At 72.6% G+C, this 20428-nt stretch carries 19 protein-coding genes; 5 read left to right on the top strand and 14 right to left on the bottom strand.

Features of this window, described 5'->3' with window-relative positions:
• Positions 1–465: 465 nt before the first annotated feature.
• Entirely contained in the window at positions 466–720 is a 255-nt protein-coding gene (locus tag HN013_RS34035) for a DUF397 domain-containing protein (protein ID WP_312018755.1), read from the top strand.
• Here the strand turns inward: HN013_RS34035 and HN013_RS30050 are convergent.
• Both HN013_RS30050 and HN013_RS30045 read right to left on the bottom strand, forming a co-directional pair.
• On the bottom strand, positions 710–1750 hold the full coding sequence (locus HN013_RS30050; RefSeq protein WP_171171817.1) for a S66 peptidase family protein: 1041 nt from the start codon (positions 1748–1750) through the stop codon (positions 710–712). The two genes, HN013_RS34035 and HN013_RS30050, sit on opposite strands and share 11 nt — an antisense overlap.
• 5 nt (positions 1751–1755) lie before the next feature.
• The gene (locus HN013_RS30045; RefSeq protein ID WP_171171815.1) at positions 1756–2484 is read right to left on the bottom strand and encodes a phosphatase PAP2 family protein; all 729 of its coding nucleotides are present in this window, start codon (positions 2482–2484) and stop codon (positions 1756–1758) included.
• Positions 2485–2615: 131 nt separating this feature from the next.
• On the opposite strand from HN013_RS30045, the gene HN013_RS33490 reads away from it, so the two are divergent.
• Positions 2616–3869, top strand: a complete 1254-nt coding sequence (locus HN013_RS33490) for a glucose 1-dehydrogenase (RefSeq protein ID WP_249375605.1) — start codon at positions 2616–2618, stop codon at positions 3867–3869.
• 24 nt (positions 3870–3893) lie between these two features.
• Here the strand turns inward: HN013_RS33490 and HN013_RS30030 are convergent, their stop codons facing one another.
• Entirely contained in the window at positions 3894–5054 is a 1161-nt protein-coding gene (locus tag HN013_RS30030) for a serine hydrolase domain-containing protein (protein WP_312018754.1), read from the bottom strand.
• Between the two features lie 200 nt (positions 5055–5254).
• Positions 5255–6664 (bottom strand): type I glutamate--ammonia ligase, encoded by a 1410-nt coding sequence (glnA, locus tag HN013_RS30025; protein WP_171171813.1) that lies wholly within the window; start codon positions 6662–6664, stop codon positions 5255–5257.
• Positions 6665–6861: 197 nt separating this feature from the next.
• Between glnA and HN013_RS30020 the strand changes: the two genes are divergently transcribed.
• The gene (locus tag HN013_RS30020) at positions 6862–7329 is read left to right on the top strand and encodes an RDD family protein (protein WP_171171811.1); all 468 of its coding nucleotides are present in this window, start codon (positions 6862–6864) and stop codon (positions 7327–7329) included.
• 89 nt (positions 7330–7418) lie between these two features.
• On the opposite strand, the gene HN013_RS30015 is transcribed toward HN013_RS30020, so the two are convergent.
• From HN013_RS30015 to lipB, 4 genes are all read right to left on the bottom strand, one after another.
• Positions 7419–8099, bottom strand: coding sequence for a DUF4191 domain-containing protein (locus tag HN013_RS30015; RefSeq protein WP_171171809.1), 681 nt, complete (start codon positions 8097–8099; stop codon positions 7419–7421).
• 10 nt (positions 8100–8109) lie between these two features.
• Complete coding sequence (locus tag HN013_RS30010) at positions 8110–8370, bottom strand: hypothetical protein (protein ID WP_249375603.1); 261 nt, start codon at positions 8368–8370, stop codon at positions 8110–8112.
• Between the two features lie 327 nt (positions 8371–8697).
• A complete protein-coding gene (gene lipA / locus HN013_RS30005) occupies positions 8698–9636 on the bottom strand; it encodes a lipoyl synthase (RefSeq protein ID WP_171171807.1) in 939 nt (312 codons plus the stop codon).
• 138 nt (positions 9637–9774) lie between these two features.
• Positions 9775–10554 carry a lipoyl(octanoyl) transferase LipB gene (lipB, locus tag HN013_RS30000; RefSeq protein WP_171171805.1) on the bottom strand — a complete coding sequence of 260 codons (780 nt, stop codon included), beginning with the start codon at positions 10552–10554 and terminating at the stop codon, positions 9775–9777.
• A 291-nt stretch (positions 10555–10845) separates the two neighbouring features.
• On the opposite strand from lipB, the gene HN013_RS29995 reads away from it, so the two are divergent.
• Positions 10846–12342 carry a regulator gene (locus HN013_RS29995; protein WP_171171803.1) on the top strand — a complete coding sequence of 499 codons (1497 nt, stop codon included), beginning with the start codon at positions 10846–10848 and terminating at the stop codon, positions 12340–12342.
• A gap of 821 nt (positions 12343–13163) precedes the next feature.
• Here the strand turns inward: HN013_RS29995 and HN013_RS29990 are convergent.
• The 3 genes from HN013_RS29990 to HN013_RS29980 all read right to left on the bottom strand — a co-directional run bounded on the left by HN013_RS29990 (position 13164) and on the right by HN013_RS29980 (position 16157).
• Positions 13164–14489: an NAD(P)/FAD-dependent oxidoreductase gene (locus HN013_RS29990; protein WP_171171801.1), complete on the bottom strand. Its 1326-nt coding sequence runs from the start codon at positions 14487–14489 to the stop codon at positions 13164–13166.
• Between the two features lie 171 nt (positions 14490–14660).
• The gene (locus tag HN013_RS29985) at positions 14661–15572 is read right to left on the bottom strand and encodes a TIGR01777 family oxidoreductase (RefSeq protein ID WP_171171799.1); all 912 of its coding nucleotides are present in this window, start codon (positions 15570–15572) and stop codon (positions 14661–14663) included.
• A gap of 66 nt (positions 15573–15638) precedes the next feature.
• Complete coding sequence (locus HN013_RS29980) at positions 15639–16157, bottom strand: DUF4240 domain-containing protein (protein WP_171171833.1); 519 nt, start codon at positions 16155–16157, stop codon at positions 15639–15641.
• 204 nt (positions 16158–16361) lie between these two features.
• Here HN013_RS29980 and HN013_RS29975 point away from each other — a divergent pair, with 204 nt between their 5' ends.
• Positions 16362–17291: an SDR family oxidoreductase gene (locus tag HN013_RS29975; protein WP_171171797.1), complete on the top strand. Its 930-nt coding sequence runs from the start codon at positions 16362–16364 to the stop codon at positions 17289–17291.
• 22 nt (positions 17292–17313) lie between these two features.
• Here the strand turns inward: HN013_RS29975 and HN013_RS29970 are convergent, their stop codons facing one another.
• From HN013_RS29970 to sucB, 3 genes are all read right to left on the bottom strand, one after another.
• A complete protein-coding gene (locus HN013_RS29970) occupies positions 17314–18288 on the bottom strand; it encodes a YafY family protein (RefSeq protein ID WP_171171795.1) in 975 nt (324 codons plus the stop codon).
• A gap of 346 nt (positions 18289–18634) precedes the next feature.
• Positions 18635–19258: a GntR family transcriptional regulator gene (locus HN013_RS29965; protein WP_171171793.1), complete on the bottom strand. Its 624-nt coding sequence runs from the start codon at positions 19256–19258 to the stop codon at positions 18635–18637.
• 116 nt (positions 19259–19374) lie between these two features.
• A partial coding sequence (gene sucB, locus HN013_RS29960; RefSeq protein WP_171171791.1) for a 2-oxoglutarate dehydrogenase, E2 component, dihydrolipoamide succinyltransferase occupies positions 19375–20428 on the bottom strand: 1054 nt, incomplete at its 5' end.

Below are 20428 nucleotides of genomic sequence, written 5' to 3'. Positions count from 1 at the left end.
CACTCGGTCGAAGTCGTGATGCTGGCGGGAAGGCCAGAAGGGCTCAAGGTCGATGCGACCCGTCGCTGCGTTCCGGTGGCTGCCCATGCCCCTATTGAAGCATGGCCCACGAGCGGACAGCAGCTCCGTTCCCGCAGATGATGCGGATCTTCGACACTCCGTGCCGCATTCCCGCCACCTCACCCGGCAAGCCCCCAGCGGAGCAGCCGCCCCAGCCCCCGCGACTCCCACCCGCCCGCGGTCGTCCTCATCGGTTCCGTCCGTAGGCGGCAGCGGTGGCGTTCTCCGCGAAAACGCCCAAGAGGCGGGATGTCGTCTGTCGGAGCGGGGAGCTCGGGGGCACGTACATCACGGGTGGACAGCCACCGCCCGGTACGTGGCGCTGTTCGACCGGCACCGACGGGCAGCCATGCTGCCCGAGGAATCGATAGTGGTGATCGAAAGGCTGCTTGGGGAGCGATATCTGTGAGCACCACCCGGTTCTGCCCGGCCTCGGCTGCCTGGCGCAAGAGTTCGTACAGCACGGCTCACGACACGTGTGTGGAGATAGCCGACCAATTCTCCGGTGTCGTCCCGATAAGAGACAGCAAAGCCTCCGGCGGTCCCGTCCTCACGGTCGGCGCGCCCGCCTGGGCCGCTTTCGTCGCGGCCGTGAACACCGAGGCGCTGACCGGGCGCGCCGGGGCCGTTCCTTCGGCTCCGTGGGTGCTCAGTACGTGACCGTGATCCGCCGCGCCGGCCCGTCGACCCGGACCGTGCCCCCGTAGGGGATCACCTGCTGGGGGTCGGTGTGCCCCAGGTCGACGTCGAAGACGACGACAGCGTCCGGCGCGTAGACGTCCAGCGCGCGGAGCACGGCCTCCCGCAACGCCAGCCGGTAGGCGTCGCCCTCATCCCGGGTGCGCGGCCGGTCGAAGGACCAGCCCTTGGCGCGCCCCACGAGCACGGCGGGGAAGCGGCGCAGCAGTCCCCGCTCGCCCATGGAGCGGAGGATGCCGTGGACGTCCTCGGGGCGCGGCTGGTCCTCGGAGGTCTCGACGAAGAGCACGCACCCTTCGTAGGCCTCCGGCTCCCGGATCTCCCGGTCGGCCATGAGCAGCCAGGACAGGATCTCGATGTTGCCGCCCCAGGAGATGCCCTCGACCACCCGGTCGGGGTTGCGCCAGGTCCATCCCTGACAGGGGCGCATCGGGGGCGCGTTCCGGAAGGTCTCGGGGTCGTCCCAGGGCCGGTCGACGTCGTTGAACTCGCGCGTCCCGCTCAGCTCGTACGGCCCGGAGGTGAACAGCGCCGCCCGCAGCGACGCCGCCGTCAGGGGGTGCATGGCCCCGGGGCGGCCGAGCTCCACCATCACGCTCACGCCGTGGTAGCCGACGATCCCGCAATTCCACAGCCATGCGAGGAGGTTGGTGTTGTCGCTGTACCCGAAGAAGGGCTTGGGGTGGGCGCGGATCAGGTCCCGGTCGAGGTGGGGCAGGACGGTGATCTGGTCGTCCCCGCCGATGCTGCTGATCACCGCTGTGACGGACGGGTCCGCGAAGGCGGCGTGCAGGTCGTCCGCCCGTTCGCGCGGTGAGGAACCCATCTTCCGGGTCGCCGGATACTCCACCGGCACGAGCCCGAACTCCTCCTCCAGACGCCGCAGTCCGAGCTCGAACGGCCGCGGCAGGACGCCGGGGAGCCCGGAGGAGGGGGAGACGACGGCGACACGGTCGCCGGGGCGGGGCTTGGGCGGGTAGAGGGGGAACATGGGCGTCACCCTAGGGGGCGTCGGGGACGGCGCGCTTTCGTATTACGGGCCGGATTGCGGGGCGGATTGCGGAGCGAACCACGGGGCGGACCGCCGACGATGCCGGGCAGGAACCGGAGCGCCGCCCAGGCACAGGCGCCCAGCCAGGCCGTGGCGAAGAGCCAGCCCGCGACGACGTCCGTGAACCAGTGGACGCCGAGGTACGCGCGGGTCAGCCCCACGAGCACGGCCCAGCATCCGGCCGCCGCCACGACGGGTCCCGCGGCCCGCCGGGAGCGGAGCAGGACGGCGGCGGCGACGAGGCCGGCGGCGATGGCCGACGTGGAGGTGTGGCCGGACGGGAACGACCAGCCGTCGGCGTGCGTCGCCCAGCCGTCGACGGGCGGCCGGGGCCGGGCGATCAGCGTGAGCACCCCGTAGCGAACCGCCTGCCCGCAGGCGAGGACGGCCGCCGCGACGGCGGCGGCCCACAGCCTGGGCCGGGTTCCGCGCACGGCCAGGCACCCGGCCAGGAGGGCCAGCAGGTACGGGACGACGCCGGTGCCGGTGGCCGTGACGGCCCGCGCGGTGGCGACCCCGACCGCCGGCCGGTGGGCGACGGCCCAACTGTGCACGTCGACGTCCACGGGCAGCCCGCCCCCGCCGTGCCGGACCACCAGCACTCCCGCCGCCGCGAACCCGAGCAGCGCCGCCCCGGCCGAGATCCCGGCGCCCACGCCGCGCCCGCGGTTCACGCCGGGCCGCCCGTAGGGGTCGCGGCCACCGGGCGGGGGGAACGGGCGAACAAGGGTGCGGTCACCGTTGTGATCCCTTCATCATGGACGAGCGGGTGCGGCCGTCCCCGCGACCCGGGCTGATCACCATCATGAGAGACGGTCCGCCGCACTGGAGACGGCCCTGGGGAGAGGGAGGTTCCCGTGTCCGACGAGCGGACGGGACGCAGACCGGCGGGCGAGCTGGAGGCGGGCGTACTGACGGCCTGGCGGGCGGCGGGGAAACCACAGACCCCGCGGCAGATACACACCGCCTGGACAACGGACCCGACGGACCCGACGGACCCGCCCGCACCACCCTGGCGACGGTCCTCTCCCGCCTCCACGCCAAGGGCCTCGTCGCCCGCGAGCCCGCCGGGCGCGGCTACGCCTACGCCTCCGTCCACGACGCACCGGCCCTGACCGCCCGGCGCATGCACCGCGTGCTCGCCGCCGAGGCCGACGGCGACCGGGCGGCCCTCCTGGCCCGCTTCGCCGACCGGCTTGGCGCCGACGACGAGCGCCTGCCGCGGGAACTGGTGGTGTGGACAACAGGTTCGGCAGGAGCTCCCCTCGCCCCGACGGCCGAGCCGACGATGACGTGCATGAATCGTTTCACCGACAAGACGGTCCTGATCACCGGCGGCACCAGCGGCATCGGCCTCGCCACGGCCCGGCGCCTCCTCGACGAGGGCGCGTACGCCGTCATCACCGGACGCGACGACGCCCGCCTCGAGAAGGCCGTCGCGGAACTCGGCGCCGCCGGGGACCGCGTCCTCGCCGTCCGCGCCGACGCCGCCTCACCGGCCGAACTCGACGAGCTGATGCGGCGCGTGGAGTCCTGGCGCGGTGGCCTGGACGCGGTCTTCGCCAACGCGGGCGTCGGCATCTTCAAACCGGCCGCCGAACTCACCGAGGCCGACGTCGACCGCATGCTGGACGTCAACGTCAAGGGCGTCTTCTTCACGGTCCAGAAGGCCCTGCCGCTGCTGAGGAAGGGCGGCGCCGTGGTCCTCAACGCCTCCTGGACCCTCCACCGCGGCATGTCCGTCGCCTCCGTCTACTCGGCCGGCAAGGCCGCCGTCCACAACCTCGCCCGCACCCTCGGCGCCGACCTCGCCCCGCGCGGCATCCGCGTCAACTCCGTCAGCGCCGGCTACATCGACACCGAGATGTACCGCGAATCCGTCCCCGACCCCACCCAGCACACCCGCAACGCCGCCTCCGTGCCCCTCGGCACCCTCGGACGGCCCGAGGACATCGCGGCGGCGGTGGCCTTCCTCGCGTCCGACGACGCCGCCTACATCACCGGCCAGGACCTGATCGTCGACGGCGGCCTCGTCGGCTCGCTCCCGCAGAACTCATAAAAGCGGTGAAGGAACCCGGCGTGCTCACGGATTGCACAGGGCCGCGTCCACGACCCGCTCAATTCGCTCCTTGGTCGCCCGGCCCGGCTGGACGGTCACCGCGACGCTGACCGCGCGGCCGTCGTCGGTGACGCCGCCCCGGGTCTCGTACCCCGTGGTGCTGCCACCATGGCCCCACGCAACCCCGCCGCACGACAGCGGCGTACTCACGAGCCCCAGCCCGTAGCGGGCGCCGGGGGCGAACGGGTGACCGGCGGGGACGGTGGTCCGCATCTCGGCGAGCTGAGCCTCGGGGAGAAGATCGCCGTCCAGCAACGCGGTGAAGAACCGGTTGAGATCGGAGTTGGTGGAGACCATCTGACCCGCCGCCCAGGCCCAGGAGGGATCCCACTCCGTGGCGTCGACCAGCGGCCCGCCCGCCGACTCCTGGGCGTAACCCCTGGGATGGCGCTCCCGGATCGTCGTCTCACCGGGCGCGGGGAAGTAGGTGTGACGCAGCCCGATGCGCCTGATGACGCGCCGGTCGATCTCCTCGGGGAGCGGGCGGCCGGTGACCTTCTGGACGATCAGGCCGGCCAGCACGTAGTTCGTGTTGCTGTACTTCCACTTCTCCCCGGGGGCGAACTCGGCCTTGTGCCGCAGCGCGAGGTCGAGGAGTTCGCGGGGCTCGTAGTACCGGACGTCGTCGGCGAGGTACTTGACGTAGTCGGGAAGTCCACTGGTGTGCTGGAGAAGCTCGCGGACGGTGATGCGCCCTCCGTCGATCCCCTCCCCGCGAACGAGCCCCGGCAGATAGGTCCCGACCGGGGCGTCAAGGCGGACCTTCCCTTCACCGACCAATTGCAGCACCACCACCGCGGTGAACGCCTTGGTGTTGCTCCCGATCCGCACCTGCCCGTCCCCGGGCACCTTCGATCCTGTCGCCAGATCGCCGACCCCCGCGGTGTAGTTCCGGGTACGGCCCTCCCGGTCAGTGACGCTCGCCAGCGCACCGGGCACGCCGCCGGAGCGCACCAGCCCGTTCAATCCCTGCCGGACACCGTCCGGCCGAGCGTCCGCCGACGGCGCCAGAGCCCCCACCGCCATGACCCCGACGACCACCGCTGCCGCGACCGCCACGCCTCTGCGCCGACCGCCCCGCTGCCGCCCGGACGGACGGAAACCTTGCCACGTCTGCTCACGCACAGGTCAACTCCTACGGATTCATGGGGAACCAGCGGCATATGCCGCACCCCAGCCTCTCCGCAGACGCCCGCCCCCAACGATCCTGCCACCCACCCGCCCGGGGTGGGGCTGCCCCCCCCGACGCTGACCCTCGGCGCAACGGCGAAGGCCGCCACCCCGGAGTGGGGTGGCGGCCTTCAACGCGTCGCGGAATCCGCGGTTTAGATGTCGAAGTACAGCTCGAACTCGTGCGGGTGCGGACGCAGCTGCATCGGGGCGATCTCGTTCGTGCGCTTGTAGTCGATCCAGGTCTCGATCAGGTCGGCGGTGAAGACGCCGCCGGCCTGGAGGTACTCGTTGTCGGCCTCGAGGGCTTCGAGGACGGCGGGGAGGGAGGTGGGGACCTGGGGGACGTTGGCGTGCTCGTCGGGGGCGAGCTCGTAGAGGTCCTTGTCGATCGGCTCGGCGGGCTCGATCTTGTTCTTGACGCCGTCGAGGCCGGCCAGCAGGAGGGCCGAGAAGGCCAGGTACGGGTTGGAGGACGGGTCCGGGGCGCGGAACTCGACGCGCTTGGCCTTGGGGTTGGAGCCCGTGATCGGGATGCGCATCGCGGCGGAGCGGTTGCGCTGGGAGTAGACCAGGTTGACCGGGGCCTCGAAGCCGGGGACCAGGCGGTGGTAGGAGTTCACCGTCGGGTTGGTGAAGGCCAGCAGCGACGGGGCGTGCTTGAGGATGCCGCCGATGTAGTAGCGGGCGGTGTCCGAGAGGCCCGCGTAGCCCTGCTCGTCGTAGAAGAGGGGGTCGCCGCCGGACCACAGGGACTGGTGGACGTGCATGCCGGAGCCGTTGTCGCCGAAGATCGGCTTGGGCATGAAGGTCGCGGTCTTCTCGTTGCGCCAGGCGACGTTCTTCACGATGTACTTGAAGAGCATCAGGTCGTCGGCGGCGGCGAGGAGGGTGTTGAACTTGTAGTTGATCTCCGCCTGGCCGGCGGTGCCCACCTCGTGGTGCTGGCGCTCGACCTGGAGGCCGGCCTTGTCGAGCTCCAGGGAGATCTCGGCGCGCAGGTCGGCGAAGTGGTCGACCGGCGGGGCCGGGAAGTAGCCGCCCTTGTAACGGACCTTGTAGCCGCGGTTGTTGACCTCGGAGCCGGTGTTCCAGGCGCCGGCCTCGGAGTCGATGTGGTAGAAGGACTGGTTCGCCGACGTCTCGAAACGGACGTTGTCGAAGACGTAGAACTCGGCCTCGGGGCCGAAGTACGCGGTGTCGGCGATGCCGGTGGAGGCGAGGTACGCCTCGGCCTTCTTCGCCACGTTCCGCGGGTCACGGCTGTACTGCTCGCCGGTGATCGGGTCGTGGATGAAGAAGTTGATGTTGAGCGTCTTGTCGCGGCGGAACGGGTCCACACGGGCCGTGGAGAGGTCGGCGCGCAGCGCCATGTCGGACTCGTGGATGGCCTGGAAACCGCGGATCGACGAGCCGTCGAAGGCCAGCTCCTCGGAGGGGTCGAACGCCGCCGCCGGAATCGTGAAGTGCTGCATCACGCCCGGCAGGTCGCAGAAGCGGACATCGACGAACTTGACGTCCTCGTCCTTGATGAACTTCTTGGCGTCGTCGCCGTTCTGGAACATCCAACCCTCCTAGCCCGGCCGCCAGCGGTCGGGGATTGCTTCGGTGGTGCTGCGGCCGACCCTAGAGAGACCGGATTTCCCAAGCATGACCCATTTGTTTCGCCGAGGTTAACCGGAGCGCCGCGAAATGATGATCAAATCGGGCGTCCGCCGACCCGGGCGACAGTGATCGAATACGACCCCAGTACCGTGGACCGGTGGACAAAAGGCAAGCAATCGGCTCGTGGCTCTCCGGCCCCCGCGCGGCGGCCGAGCAGATGGGTATCGACTTCGGTTACCGGGGGGAACAGCTCGGGCTGCCGGAGGACGGACCGGGCTCCGTCGCCCCGCTCGGACGGCGGTTCGCCGCGATCTTCATCGACTGGGCCCTGAGCATGCTCATCGCGTACGGCCTCCTCTCCGGGGGCAACGTCCACCGGGCCGGCAACTGGGCGCTGCTGATCTTCTTCGTACTCAGCCTGCTCACCGTCGGCACGGTCGGTTTCACCCCCGGCAAGCGGCTCCTCCGCATCAGGGTCATCGGCGTGGACGGCGGCCGGCTGACCTTCCCGAAGGCCCTGCTGCGCAGTGTGCTCCTCGTGATCGTCATTCCCGCGGTCATCTGGGACCGGGACACCCGCGGTCTCCACGACCGGCTCGCCAAGGCCGTTCAGGTTCGCTTCTGAGCGGTGAAGGTGCGATGCAGTGAGGGCGGGGCGGGACCGTGTCGGTCCCGCCCCGCCCTCACTCCGTTCGCGTTTCGCGTCTTTCCGGTTCAGCGGCCCTTCGGCATCCGCATGCCCTTCGGCATCGGACCCTTCGGGATCGGCATGTTGCTCATCAGGTCACCCAGCGCCCGCAGACGGTCGTTGACGACCGTCACCTGCGCGCCCGGGAGGACCCGCGGCAGCTTGAGCAGGGTGGTGCGCAGCTTCTTCAGCGGCACCTGGCCCTCCTCGTTGCCCACCACCACGTCGTGCACCGGCACGTCCGAGACGATGCGCGCCATCCGCTTCTTCTCGGCGGCCAGCAGGCCCTTGAGCCGGTTGGGGTTGCCCTCGGCCACCAGCACGATGCCCGCCTTGCCGACGGCCCGGTGCACGACGTCCTGGTTGCGGTTCATCGCCACCGCCGGCGTCGTCGTCCAGCCGCGGCCGACGTTGTCCAGCACAGCCGCCGCCGCGCCCGGCTGGCCTTCCATCTGCCCGAAGGCAGCACGCTCGGCACGACGCCCGAAGACGATCGCCATCGCGAGGAAGGCCAGCAGGAAGCCCAGGATGCCCAGGTAGATCGGGTGATCGATCAAGAAGCCGATGGCGAGGAGGACACCGAAGGTGACAATGCCCACAGCCGCGACGACAAGACCGACCTTCGGATCGACCTTCTTGGTCATCTTGTAGGTCAGGGCGATCTGCTTCAGTCGCCCGGGGTTCTCGGATGTTTCCTTCCTCGCCATATGGCGAAGTTTACGTGGCCTGCGGGCCCGGAGCCGCCGCGGCCTCCAGGAGGTGCTGGGCCTCCCGCCGGTCCCTGGCCCGGCGGCGGTCCTCCAGCACCGCGGTCCAGGCGTTCCGGCGGGCCGTGCGCTGGCCACCGCGCAGCAGCAGCCGTTCCAGGGCCAGCAGGGCACCCGTGACCGAGGGCGGCCGGACGGAGAGCGTGGAAGGCAGGGCGGAGAAGGCGTGCGCGGCGTTCGCCGTCGTCGCGCGGGCGGGCGCGGCCTGCATGTCGTGTCCTCTCGGAGCGGAAGGGTGAGAGGTGGGGGAGCGGAGCTGTCCGTCGTGCGTGCGTTCGCGGTACGCACTGCTGTGCGTACCGACATCGTCACCGAATGGTGTTACCAGCGGGTGACGGCGTGGTCAAACTCTATGAAATGTTGATGCGGCCGGTGCCTCGGCCCCGGAAGGGCGGCAAGGCATCGGCCGCATCAGGCCGCATCAAGAAAAACCCCTACGCCGCGGCCTCGCTCCGCTTCACACCTCTGTGCGGTCGAGCTTCGCGGCGCCTCCGCTCCGGCCGGGTGGCCGCCCTCGTTCCTCGGACGGCCCCCCAACCTACGCCGCGGCCTCGCTCCGCTTCTCGATCGCCTGGCGGTACAGGCGTCCCGCCCGGTACGACGAGCGGACCAGCGGGCCCGACATCACGCCGGCGTAGCCGATCTCGTCGGCCTCCTGCTGCAGCTCGACGAACTCCTGCGGCTTCACCCAGCGCTCCACCGGGTGGTGGCGCGGCGACGGGCGCAGGTACTGGGTGATCGTGATGAGTTCGCAACCCGCCTCGTACAGGTCGCGGAGCGCCTGGCTGATCTCCTCGCGCTCCTCGCCCATACCGAGAATCAGGTTGGACTTCGTCACCAGTCCGGCCTCGCGGGCCTTGGTGATGACCTCCAGCGAGCGCTCGTAGCGGAAGCCGGGGCGGATGCGCTTGAAGATCCGGGGGACCGTCTCGACGTTGTGGGCCAGCACCTCGGGGCGGGAGGAGAAGACCTCCGCCAGCTGGTCCGGCTTGGCGTTGAAGTCGGGGATCAGCAGCTCGACGCCGGTGTCCGGCATCAGACCGTGGATCTGGCGGACGGTCTCGGCGTAGAGCCAGGCACCGCCGTCCTCCAGGTCGTCGCGGGCCACGCCGGTGATCGTCGCGTACTTGAGCTCCATGGACCGCACGGACTCGGCCACGCGGCGCGGCTCGTCGCGGTCCAGGGCCTGCGGCTTTCCGGTGTCGATCTGGCAGAAGTCACAGCGCCGGGTGCACTGGTCGCCGCCGATGAGGAACGTCGCCTCGCGGTCCTCCCAGCACTCGTAGATGTTGGGACAGCCCGCCTCCTGGCACACCGTGTGCAGGCCCTCGCGCTTCACCAGACCCTGGAGCTCGGTGTACTCGGGGCCCATCTTCGCCCGGGTCTTGATCCATTCGGGCTTGCGCTCGATGGGGGTCTGGGCGTTCCGGACCTCAAGGCGCAGCATCTTGCGTCCGTCGGGTGCGACAGCGGACACTCCGGCTCCCTATGACTTCGATTCTTCGGCGGACACCAGGGTACGCCCGTTCGTTCTGACGTTCTTACGCCCGGAGAACCGGTGAGACGTCGGTGGCATTCCCGGAGGGGGCGCCCCCGCAGCGGTTCCGGGGGGCTCCTAGACGGCCCGGGGCAGCGGCTCAGCCGTCTCCAGGACCTCGCGCAGGTGCTTCTCGATCACGGGCAGCACCTCGGCGACGGCGACCCGGCGGCCCAGCTCCTCGGAGAGCGAGGTCACTCCGGCGTCCCGGATGCCGCAGGGCACGATCCGGTCGAACCAGGTGTTGTCGGGGTCGCAGTTCAGGGCGAAGCCGTGCATGGTGACGCCCTTGGCGATGCGGATGCCGATCGCGGCGAGCTTGCGGTCCTCGCCGCGCTGGCCGGCGTTGGAGGGGGCGTACTCGGGGCCGTTGAGGCGGGGGTCGAACTCCTCGTCGGCCGGGCGGGGGGCGAGGTCCAGCTGCAGGGCGCCGGTCGCGGGCCGTTCCCGGTCCTCCCCGAGGACCCAGACGCCGCTGCGGCCCTCGATCCGGGTCGTCTCCAGGCCGAACTCGGCGCAGGTGCGGATCAGCGCGTCCTCAAGGCGGCGTACATGGGCGATCACGTCCACCGGGCGGGGGAGCTTGAGGATCGGGTAGCCGACGAGCTGGCCCGGGCCGTGCCAGGTGATCTTGCCGCCGCGGTCGACATCGACGACGGGCGTCCCGTCCAGGGGGCGCTCGCTGTCCTCCGTGCGCCGTCCCGCCGTGTAGACCGCCGGGTGCTCCAGCAGCAGGCAGGTGTCCGGAATCTCGTCCGCGAACCGGGCCGAGTGGACGCGGCGCTGCTCCTGCCACGCCTCCTGGTACTCGACGGCGTCCGCCCCGAAGCCCAGATGGACAAAGCGCAGCTCACTCACGGCAGCTCCTCTTCCAGTCCTCTTCGGTCCTCTTCGAACCCTTTGGTGCCGATGGACGCGTATGTCCCGTGCGCGTCCCGTGCCCAAGCCACTGTACGGCGGGCTCCGAAACCGCTGCGGTCGAGCCCCGTACAAGATCGACCGGCGGCGCTTTTCCGTGCCTATTTGATCTGTCTCTGATCTGTCCTCACACGATCGGATGAATGCGGGGCGAAGGTGGCGTTCGGGGCAGCGGAGACCGCTAAATTCACGCCGTTCCCAGAATGGCGATCAGGGAGACCGGGCAGGTTGATGACGGAACGACCCCCACAGCGCATTCCCAACCGCCAGCTCGCCGCGCTCATCGCGGAGGCCGGCTTCTCCAACGCGGGGCTCGCACGTCGCGTCGATCAATTAGGGCTGGAGCACGGCCTCGACCTGCGCTACGACAAGACCTCCGTCACCCGATGGCTCCGCGGCCAGCAGCCGCGCGGCACCACACCGGCGTTGATCGCCGAGGTCTTCACCCGGCGGCTGGGGCGACGGCTGTCCGCGCAGGATCTCGGGCTGGACGCGTGTGCGCCGGTGTACGCCGGGCTGGAATTCGCCGCGTCGCCGGCGGAGGCCATTGACATCGTCAGCGGGTTGTGGCGCAAGGACTCCGGCAGCCACACGGAGCTGCGGAAGATCGCGTTCACGCCCGCGGGGCTGGTGGTGCCCAGCCGCGACTGGCTGATCGGACGGGCCGACGACCGGGTGGCCCGCAGCACCGTCCCGCCCCCGGGGACTCCGGGGGCCCCGGGCGGCCAGGGCCCGGCGCCGGGCGGTCCGCCCGGCGAGGGCGCCAGGACCGGCGAGCGGGCGGTCCGGGCGCCGGTGCCGCGGCAGCGCGCCGAGCGGGCCCCCGGGGGCCGCGTCTCCATGGGCGACATCGCGGCCCTGCGCTCCGTCGGCGAGCTCTTCCGCACGCTCGACCACGCGTACGGCGGCGGGCACGCGAGACAGGCGCTCGTCCGGTACCTCGAACACGAGGCCGAGCCGATGCTGCGCGGCACGTACGGCGAGACCACGGGGCGCCGGCTGTTCGGCGCCGCCGCGGACCTCACCCGGCTCGCCGGGTGGACCTCGTACGACATCGCCGCCCACGGGCTCGCCCAGCGGTACTACGTCCAGGCCCTGCGCCTGGCGCAGGCCGCGGGCGACCGGGCCTACGGCAGCTACGTCCTGGTGACCATGAGCCGCCAGGCCGTCTACCTCGGCCACGGCCGGGAGGCGGTGCAGCTCGCCCGGGTGGCACAGCAGGGCGTCGGGTCCGGCGCACCCCCCGTCGTGCAGTCGCTGCTGCACGCCGTGGAGGCGCGCGGGCACGCGGTGCTCGGTGAGGTGCGGGCGTGCTCCGCGTCCCTCGCCCGCGCCGAACGGGCGCTGGAGGCCGCCCGGCCCTCGGACGACGTGCCGTACTGGATCCGCTTCTTCGACGAGGCGGAGCTGGCCGACGAGTTCGCCCACTGCCACCGTGACCTCCAGCAGTGGCGGGCGGCCGCCCAGCACGCCGAACGCTCGCTCCAGCTCAGGCCGGCGGCGTACGCGCGGAGCCGGCTCTTCTGCCGCGTCGTGCTGGGCTGCGCGCGGCTGGGGCTCGGCGAGCTGGAGCAGGCCTGCGCGCTCGGCGCGGAGGCGGCGCAGGCGGCGTCCGAGATGCGGTCGGTACGGGCCGTGGAGTACGTACGGGACTTCGAGCGGCGGCTCGATCCCTACCGCGACGCGGCGGCGGTCCGGGCGTACCGGGAGAAGGTGGCGCTGCTCTGACCGCGGGGGCGGGGAGTGGGGTGTTGGGGTGCGGGGGTCTGGATCCGCGCCGCACACCTCGTGCCGCGCCTCCCCGCTCCTGGCGTTGGTCGGGCCCCTCCCCGGGGGTGTTCCCTCCGGGGAGGGGCCCTGCTCGCGGGCGGGGGCCCGGCGGGGCCCGTGGTCTCGGCCCCCCTCGGCCGCTTTCCGCCGCTGTTTCGGCTGCCGGGCCGTCCTGGCCATGTCAGCTGCCGCTTTGGTGCGTTGGCCGTCCTCGTGAGCCGGTCGCTCTCGTGGGTCGGTCGTCCTCGCGCTCTGGCCGGCCCAGCGGCCCGGCCGTCCCCGCTGCCGCTTCGGCACCCTGGCCATCCACATGGCCTGAGTGTCCTCGCGGCCTGGCTGTCCTCGCGGTTCGGCTGTTCTCGCGCTCTGGGCCCGCCTTGCGCCCGGCCGTCTCCGCTGCCGCTTCGGCTGCCGGGCCGTCCTCGCCGCCCCGGCAGTCCCGCCGTCCCCGGCAGTCCCGCGCCGCACCGCCTCCCGGCAGTCCCGCTGTCCCCAGCAGTCCCGCGCCGATCCGGCCGGCCGCACCGTCTCCCGGCGGTCCCGCCGGGCCGGCCGTCCTCGTGCTCCGGCAGTTCTCACCGCCCCGGCGCGTCCTCACGCCCACGGCCGGCCGTCCCGCCGCTTCTCCGGCCGTCCGCGCCGCTTTCCGCCGCTCCGGCCGCCCAGCCGTCCGGGCCGTCCAGCCGTCCGGGCCGCCCTCGGGGCGCTCCCGCGCCCCGTCGGCCCGCCGCGCCCGTTCCGCCCGGCCCGCCCCGCCGCCCCCGGTCCCTCGGCCCGCGCTACGCCGCCCGCAGCGCCTGAGCCCCGTACCCCGGGCGGATGCCCAGGTCGCGCAGGAGGGCGTGCGCCGCCCGGCGGCCCGAGAAGAGGGCGCCCTGCACGGTGCTCGTGTCCCGGTGGTCACCGCAGACGTACAACCCGGACAGGAGGCGCACCGGGCGGCGGACGTCGTGCGGGGCCGGCATGGCGGGGACGGCGTCCGGATCGTGGTGGGCCGTCAGCAGTTCGAGGTCGGCCGGTGCGAGGCCGTAGACCGTCGCGAGCTGGGCCCGTGCGGCGCGGTCGAGTTCGGCGACGGGTGTTCCGGCCGCCCTGCCCAGAACGGTGGAGGTGATCAGGGTGCGTCCGGCGGGGGCGCGGTCGGGGTCGACCTCGCTCGCGACCGCGGTGTGGGCGACGGGCCCGCCGCGCCCGCCGGTCACGATGAGGGCGGCGTCGCAGGGGGGCGTCCCGGTCGTGGTGTGGTGCAGGACCGTGACCGGGTGGAAGCCGGGCAGGCGCAGCCCGGGGAGCAGGTCCGCGGCGGCCCGGGCGCCGGTGGCGACGATCACCGAGCGGCAGCTGATGTCGCCGTGCCCGGCGGTCGCGACGGAGGTGATGTCCGCGGAGGTGGCCCGGACGCCCGTCCGCACGGTCCCCGGCGGCAGCAGCGCCGCCAGCAGCGCGGGCACGGTGCCCGCACCGCCCGCGGGCAGGCAGAGCCGGCCGCGGGCGAAGCCGCGCAGGACGAGGTCGGCGCAGCGGCTGGACGTGGTCAGGTCCGGGTCGGAGAGCAGGGAGGCCAGCAGCGGGCGGAGGAACCCCTCGACCGTCCGGGCGGGCAGCCCGCGGGTGGCGAGGGTGGCGGCCGTGGGGCGGTCCGGCCGGGCCAGCACCCGGTCGAGGGGCAGGGCGGCGAGCCGGGCCAGGGCCGCCCCGAGCCGGGCCTGGTCGAGGCCGCCGGCGCGCGGGCTGCGGGCGGCCGTGGCCAGGGCCCGGGCGGTGGTGAACGCACGCTTCGTGCCGCGGGTTTCGCCGATGCGGTGGTTGCGCCCGTCGGCGTGGACCAGCACACCGGGCAGGAAGGGCCGCAGGACGAGGGTGCCGAGGCCGGGGGTGCGGAGCAGGTCGGGGAACGAGGTGTTGAGCAGCTGGGCGGAGCGGTCCAGCCGGAAGCCGTCGATCCGGTCCGTCGTCATCCGGCCGCCCGGCCGGTCCGCGGCCTCCAGGACGGTGACGGTGACACCGGCGTTGGTCAGTTGATGCGCTGCCGAGAGACCGGCGAGGCCGGCTCCCACGATGACGACGTCGGCATGGTGTGCGGTGTGGCGTGCGCTGCTGGCCACGTGGCCTCCCGGGGTCGGTCCGCTCGCTCGGGGGCGTGATGCCCCCAACGGGCTGCGACGATGCGCGAGTTCGCCTCGACCGTAGAGAGAAATCCGGTCAATAACAGTCGCGCACGGGTAGAGCACGGTCGCACGGTGGTCGCACGGTTACGGTTCGGGGCCGGACAACCCTCATGTCGAAGCGCGGCCGTCCGGGGCGAGTGCCGCGCGTACGGCGCTCTCGGCATCCGGGAACGCGAACCGGAAGCCGGAGTCCAACAGCCGCCGGGGCAGCACCCGTTGGCTGGCCAGCACCTCCGACGCGAACTCGCCCAGCGCCAGCCTGAGCGCCGGAGCGGGGGCGGGCAGCAGCACGGGGCGGCGCAGCACGCGCCCCATGGTCCGGGTCACCTCGCGGTTGGTCACCGGGTGCGGCGCGGTCAGGTTCACCGGTCCGGAGAGCCCGGGGGTGTCCAGCAGGTGCCGCAGGGCGGCGATGTGGTCCTGGAGCGCGATAAAGCTCCAGTACTGACGGCCGTCACCGAGACGCCCGCCGAGCCCCAGCCGGAAGAGCGGGAAGAGCCGCCCCCAGGCGCCGCCGTCGCGGCTCACGACCAGCCCGGTGCGGGTCAGTACCGTCCGCACCCCCGCCTCGGCGGCGGGGGCCGCGGCCTCCTCCCACTCCTGGCAGACCCCGGCGAGGAAGCCCCGGCCGGGCGGGGAGTCCTCGTCGAGGGCGCGGTCGCCCGCGTCCCCGTAGACGCCGATCGCGCTCGCGCTCACCAGGACCCGCGGCGGGGTGTCGAGCGACGCGACGGCCTCGGCGACCGCCGCCGTGCCGAGGACCCGGCTGTCCCGGATCTCCTTCTTGTACGCCTCGGTCCAGCGGTGGTCGCCCACGCCGGCGCCCGCGAGGTGCACCACGGCCTCGCAGCCGGCCAGCCCGCGCGCGTCCACCCACTGGCGCCGGGGATCCCACTCGGCCTCGCCCTCGCTCCGGGGCGCACGGCGGACGAACCGCGTCACCCGGTGGCCGTCCGCCTCCAGGGAACGGACGAGCGCCGTGCCGATGAGTCCGGTCGAGCCGGTGATCGCGATCCGCATGGGTCACACCTTTCCCCGCTGTTTCCCGTCCACGCACGGGTGAGCGTCCTCGGGCCTGAAAGCCGCTCACTCCCGGAAGCGGTCCCAGAGCGACGGGAAGCGTGCTGCCAGCGCCTCGTCGTCCTCCAGGTCGATGACGGTGCCCCGGGGCTCGGCCGGCGCGGGCGGCAGCGCCAGGTCGGGCATCTCGCCACCGGTGAGCTGCTCGTACGCCTCCTCCGCCGCGTAGCCCAGGTCCTCGCCGTCCCCGTCCGTCTCCTCGTCGAAGTCGTCCAGCAGCTCGGCGAGGTGGTCCGGTTCGTGCAGGGCGCCCTCGAAGACCTCGCGGCCCTGGCCGATGAGCCAGCAGCGGAAGAAGTCGAACGCGTCGTCGCTCGCCCCGTCCAGCAGCACGGCCGCCGCACCCCACAGCTCCCACAGGTAGGCCCGGTTGTAGCGCGCCTCGAAATGCCGGGCGAAGTCCACCACGCGGTCCGGGTCGAGCTGCATCAGCCGCTCGACCAGCAGATCGGCCTGGTCCTCGGGGTCACCGTCGGCGGCGGCACGCGTCTCGTCGACCAGCTGCCAGAACTCCGTCTCGTCCATCACGGCAACAGCATCCGCCCTGCCCTCCCGCGTCGCACGCGGAGGGGGCCGGAAACAGCCGCGCGGAGGCATTCGTCAATCCGGACAGGAGGTGTCGGGTATCGGTGACAGCCTCGTCCTCGAACGGAAGCCCGCGGGTGCGGGCTCTCCGGACGCACAAAGACGCGTGAACCACTTCGGAACGACGAAAGGGGACGACCGCACGTGAACGCACAGGACGCACCGGTGAGGACACTGGAGGGCAAGGTCGCCCTGGTCGCGGGCGCCACGCGGGGAGCGGGCCGGGCCATGGCGGTGGAGCTCGGCCGGGCCGGGGCCGTCGTGTACGCCACGGGCCGCACCACGCGCGAGCGCCGCAGCGAGGTCGGACGGCCCGAGACCATCGAGGAGACCGCCGAACTGGTGACGGCGGCCGGCGGCACCGGCATCGCCGTACCCACCGACCATCTGGAGACCGCGCAGGTCAAGGCGCTGGTGGAACGCGTCGACCGGGACCACGGCCGGCTCGACATCCTCGTCAACGACGTCTGGGGCGGCGACCACCTGCTGGAGTTCGGCAAGAAGGTGTGGGAGCTCGACATCGAGCGCGTGCTGCGGATGCTGCGCCTGTCCATCGACGCCCACGCCATCACCAGCCACTACGCCCTGCCCCTGCTGATCCGGCGGCCCGGCGGCCTGGTGGTCGAGATCACGGACGGGACGGAGGAGTTCAACCGGCGCTACCGGGAACACCTGGTGTTCGACGTCGCCAAGTCCGGGCCGATCCGGATGGCCTTCGGCCTCGCGCAGGAGCTGAAGGAGTACGGGGGGACGGCGGTCTGTCTCTCGCCGGGCTTTCTGCGGTCCGAGGAGATGCTCGACCACTTCGGTGTGACGGAGGAGACCTGGCGGGACGCGACGGCCAAGGACCCGCACTTCGCGATCGCCGAGTCCCCGGCGTTCATCGGCCGGGCCCTCGTCGCGCTCGCCTCGGACCCGGACCGGGGGCGGTGGACGGGCCGGTCGGTGTCCAGCGGTGAACTCGCCCGGCACTACGGGGTCACGGATGCGGACGGGTCGCGGCCCGACGCGTTCCGGTACTTCGAGGAGGTCTTCTACGGAGGGAAGGACGGGGCACCGGACGACTATCGGTGAGGGGAGGGAGGGCTGAGCCTCCTCAGCCCTCCCCGTACAGCGCCGCTCCCCGCGCCGCCGCCTCCGCGAACCGGGCCCGCAGCTCCGGGGGCTCCAGCACCTCCGCCTCCGGCCCGAGCGCGAGCAACTGCTCGTACGCCACCTCCGGACCCTCCACCGCCAGGACGGCCGTGATCCACCCCCGCGCGTCCGGGGCGCCGGCGCCGTCGACCGCCTCCCGCCCGGCCCGGGCGTCCGTCACATGCGGCAGGCGCCGGGCGCCCTCGGGGGTGAGCCGCAGGACGACGCGGTCGCGCAGCAGGGAGCGGGCGAAGCGCGCGGCGTGCTCCTCCCAGAAGGCGGGGAGATCGAAGGTCCCGTCGCGGACGAAGCGTTCCTCGCCGACCGTCACCGCGGTGAACCGGTCCGCCCGGTAGGAGCGGAACGCCGGGTCCGCCCGGGCGACGAGGTACCAGACACCCGCCTTGAGGACGAGGCCGTACGGTTCCAGCTCCCGTTCGACCTCCTCCCCGTCGCGGCGCCGGTAGCGGGCCGTGAGGCGGCGGTCGTCCCAGACGGCGTCGGCCATCGCGGGCAGCAGCGGGGGCGCCTCGGCGGGCTGCCACCAGCCGGGGGCGTCGAGGTGGAAGCGCTGGGCGGCCGCCGCGGGGGCGTCGCTCAGCTCGGGCAGGAGCGCCGCGGAGACCTTCAGCCGGGCGGCCGAGGCGACGTCGGCGAGGCCCATCTCGCGGAGGGCGGACGGCACCCCGGAGAGGAAGAGGACTTCCGCCTCGCTGCGCCCGAGGCCCGTGAGCCGGGTGCGGTAACCGCCGACGAGCCGGTAGCCGCCGGTCCGGCCGCGATCGGCGTAGACGGGTACGCCCGCCTCGGAGAGCGCGAGGACGTCCCGGGCGACGGTGCGCTCGGAGACCTCCAGTTGCCGGGCCAGCTCGGCGCCCGTCATGGACGCGCGGGACTGGAGCAGCAGGACGAGTTGGATCAGACGGGCCGCACGCATGGGGGTCATCATGCCGGGCGACGAGGGTGACCAGGAGGGGCCTGGAGGGGTCTGCTGTGGTCAGGGGACGACGACAGGTACCCGTGCGCCCAGCCAGGGCATCGGTTCGACGTCCGAGGACCTGTCGTCACCCCTGAGCCGCTCCGCGACACAGGACAGGGCGGCGCGGCGCGGCTCCGCGGAGACGATACGCCCCGATCGATGATCGATCAATCCGGGGCGGGAAACCCCAGGTAGGGAGACGGGCGGGCGGGGGAGCGGAAGCCCAGTGGTGGATCCGGGCGCTCCCAGTCCCCGACACGCCGCGCAAAGCCGCCCCGATCCACCGATTCAGGCCCCCGGCCCCTCAGATCTGCGGCGCACACGCCAGCACATGGCCGCGCAACAGCTCACCGATCCGCGGGTCCCTGCGGCGGAACGCCGCCACGAGCTCCGCGTGGTCCTCCGCGTGCGGGCGCGGCTCGGGGCTCAGCCAGCGGATCGAGAGCGTGGTCCACACCTCGATGCCCAGCGACTCCCAGGTGTGCAGCAGGACGGAGTTCCCCGAGGCCAGCACGATCTCGCGGTGGAAGGCCACCGTGTGCCGCACCTGGGCCTCGCGGTCGCCGAGCCGGTCCGCCTCGTACAGCGGCTCGACCTCGCGGTCGAGCGCCGACGCGTCCTCGGCCAGGGCGTCGGCCGCCAGCTCCGCGGCCACCTGTTCGAGACCGGCCCGCACCGGATAGCTCTCCTTGAGGTCGGCGGCGGTCAGCTCGCGGACCCGGACGCCCTTGTTGGGCGACGACTCGATCAGCCGCAGCGTCTCCAGCTCGCGCAGCGCCTCGCGCACGGGCGTCTGGCTGACCAGCAGTTCGGAGGCGATCCGGCGCTCCACGATCCGCTCGCCCGGCTGCCACCGGCCGCCGACGATCCCCTCCAGGATGTGCTCGCGGATCTGCTCGCGCAGGGAGTGGACGACGGGTGGTGACATGGGACGCTCCTCGGCGGCCGGGTGAACACCGGCCATTATCCCGCTGTGCGAAAGGGCGCGGCCCCGGCCCGTACCGGAGTACGGGACCGGGGCCGCGCCCTGCGGACGAAGCCGGATCAGAGACCGATCTCGGTCTCGAACTCGGCGGCCTCCAGGATCGCCTTGACCGTCGTCAGGTAACGGGCCGCGTCGGCACCGTCCACCAGGCGGTGGTCGTAGGAGAGCGTCACGTACGTCATGTCGCGGACGCCGATGGTGGTGCCCTCCTCGGACTCGATGACCACCGGGCGCTTGACGGTGGCGCCGATGCCGAGGATCGCGACCTGGTTCGGGGGCACGATGACCGTGTCGAACAGCGCACCGCGCGAGCCGGTGTTGCTGATCGTGAAGGTCGCGCCGGACATCTCGTCCGGGCTGATCTTGCCCGTGCGGACCTTGCCCGCGAGCTCCGCCGTCTTCTTGGCGACACCCGCGATGTTGAGGTCACCCGCACCCTTGATGACCGGGGTCATCAGGCCCTTCTCCGAGTCGACGGCGATGCCGACGTTCTCGGAGTCGAAGTAGGTGATGGTGCCCTCGTCCTCGTTGATCCGGGCGTTGATGACCGGGTGGGCCTTCAGCGCCTGGACGGCGGCCTTGACGAAGAACGGCATCGGGGAGAGCTTGACGCCCTCGCGGGCGGCGAAGCCGTCCTTGGCCTTGGCGCGCATCCGCATGATCTTGGTGATGTCCACCTCGATCACGGAGCTGAGCTGCGCCTGGCCGTGCAGCGCCTTCATCATGTTGTCGGCGATGACCTTGCGCATGCGCGGCATCTTGACCGTCTGACCGCGCAGCGGGGACGCCTCCAGGGCCGGAGCCTTCGGCGCGGCCTGGGCGGCGGCCGGAGCCGGCGCGGCCTTGGCGGCCTCGGCGGCGGCCAGGACGTCCTGCTTGCGGATACGGCCACCGACGCCGGTGCCCTGGACGCCCGACAGGTTCACGCCGCTCTCGGCCGCGAGCTTGCGGACGAGCGGGGTGACGTAGGCACCCTCGGCGTTGGCCACGGCGGCGGCCGGGGCCTGGGCCGCAGGAGCCGCGGGGGCGGCCGGAGCCGGAGCGGCCGGCGCGGGGGCCGGGGCCGGAGCGGCGGGGGCCGGAGCCGGGGCAGCCGGGGCCGGAGCCGGGGCG

It is taken from the genome of Streptomyces sp. I05A-00742 (assembly GCF_013055795.1).
Lineage (GTDB): Bacteria > Actinomycetota > Actinomycetes > Streptomycetales > Streptomycetaceae > Streptomyces.
This window is presented reverse-complemented; position numbering and strand designations above follow the sequence as displayed.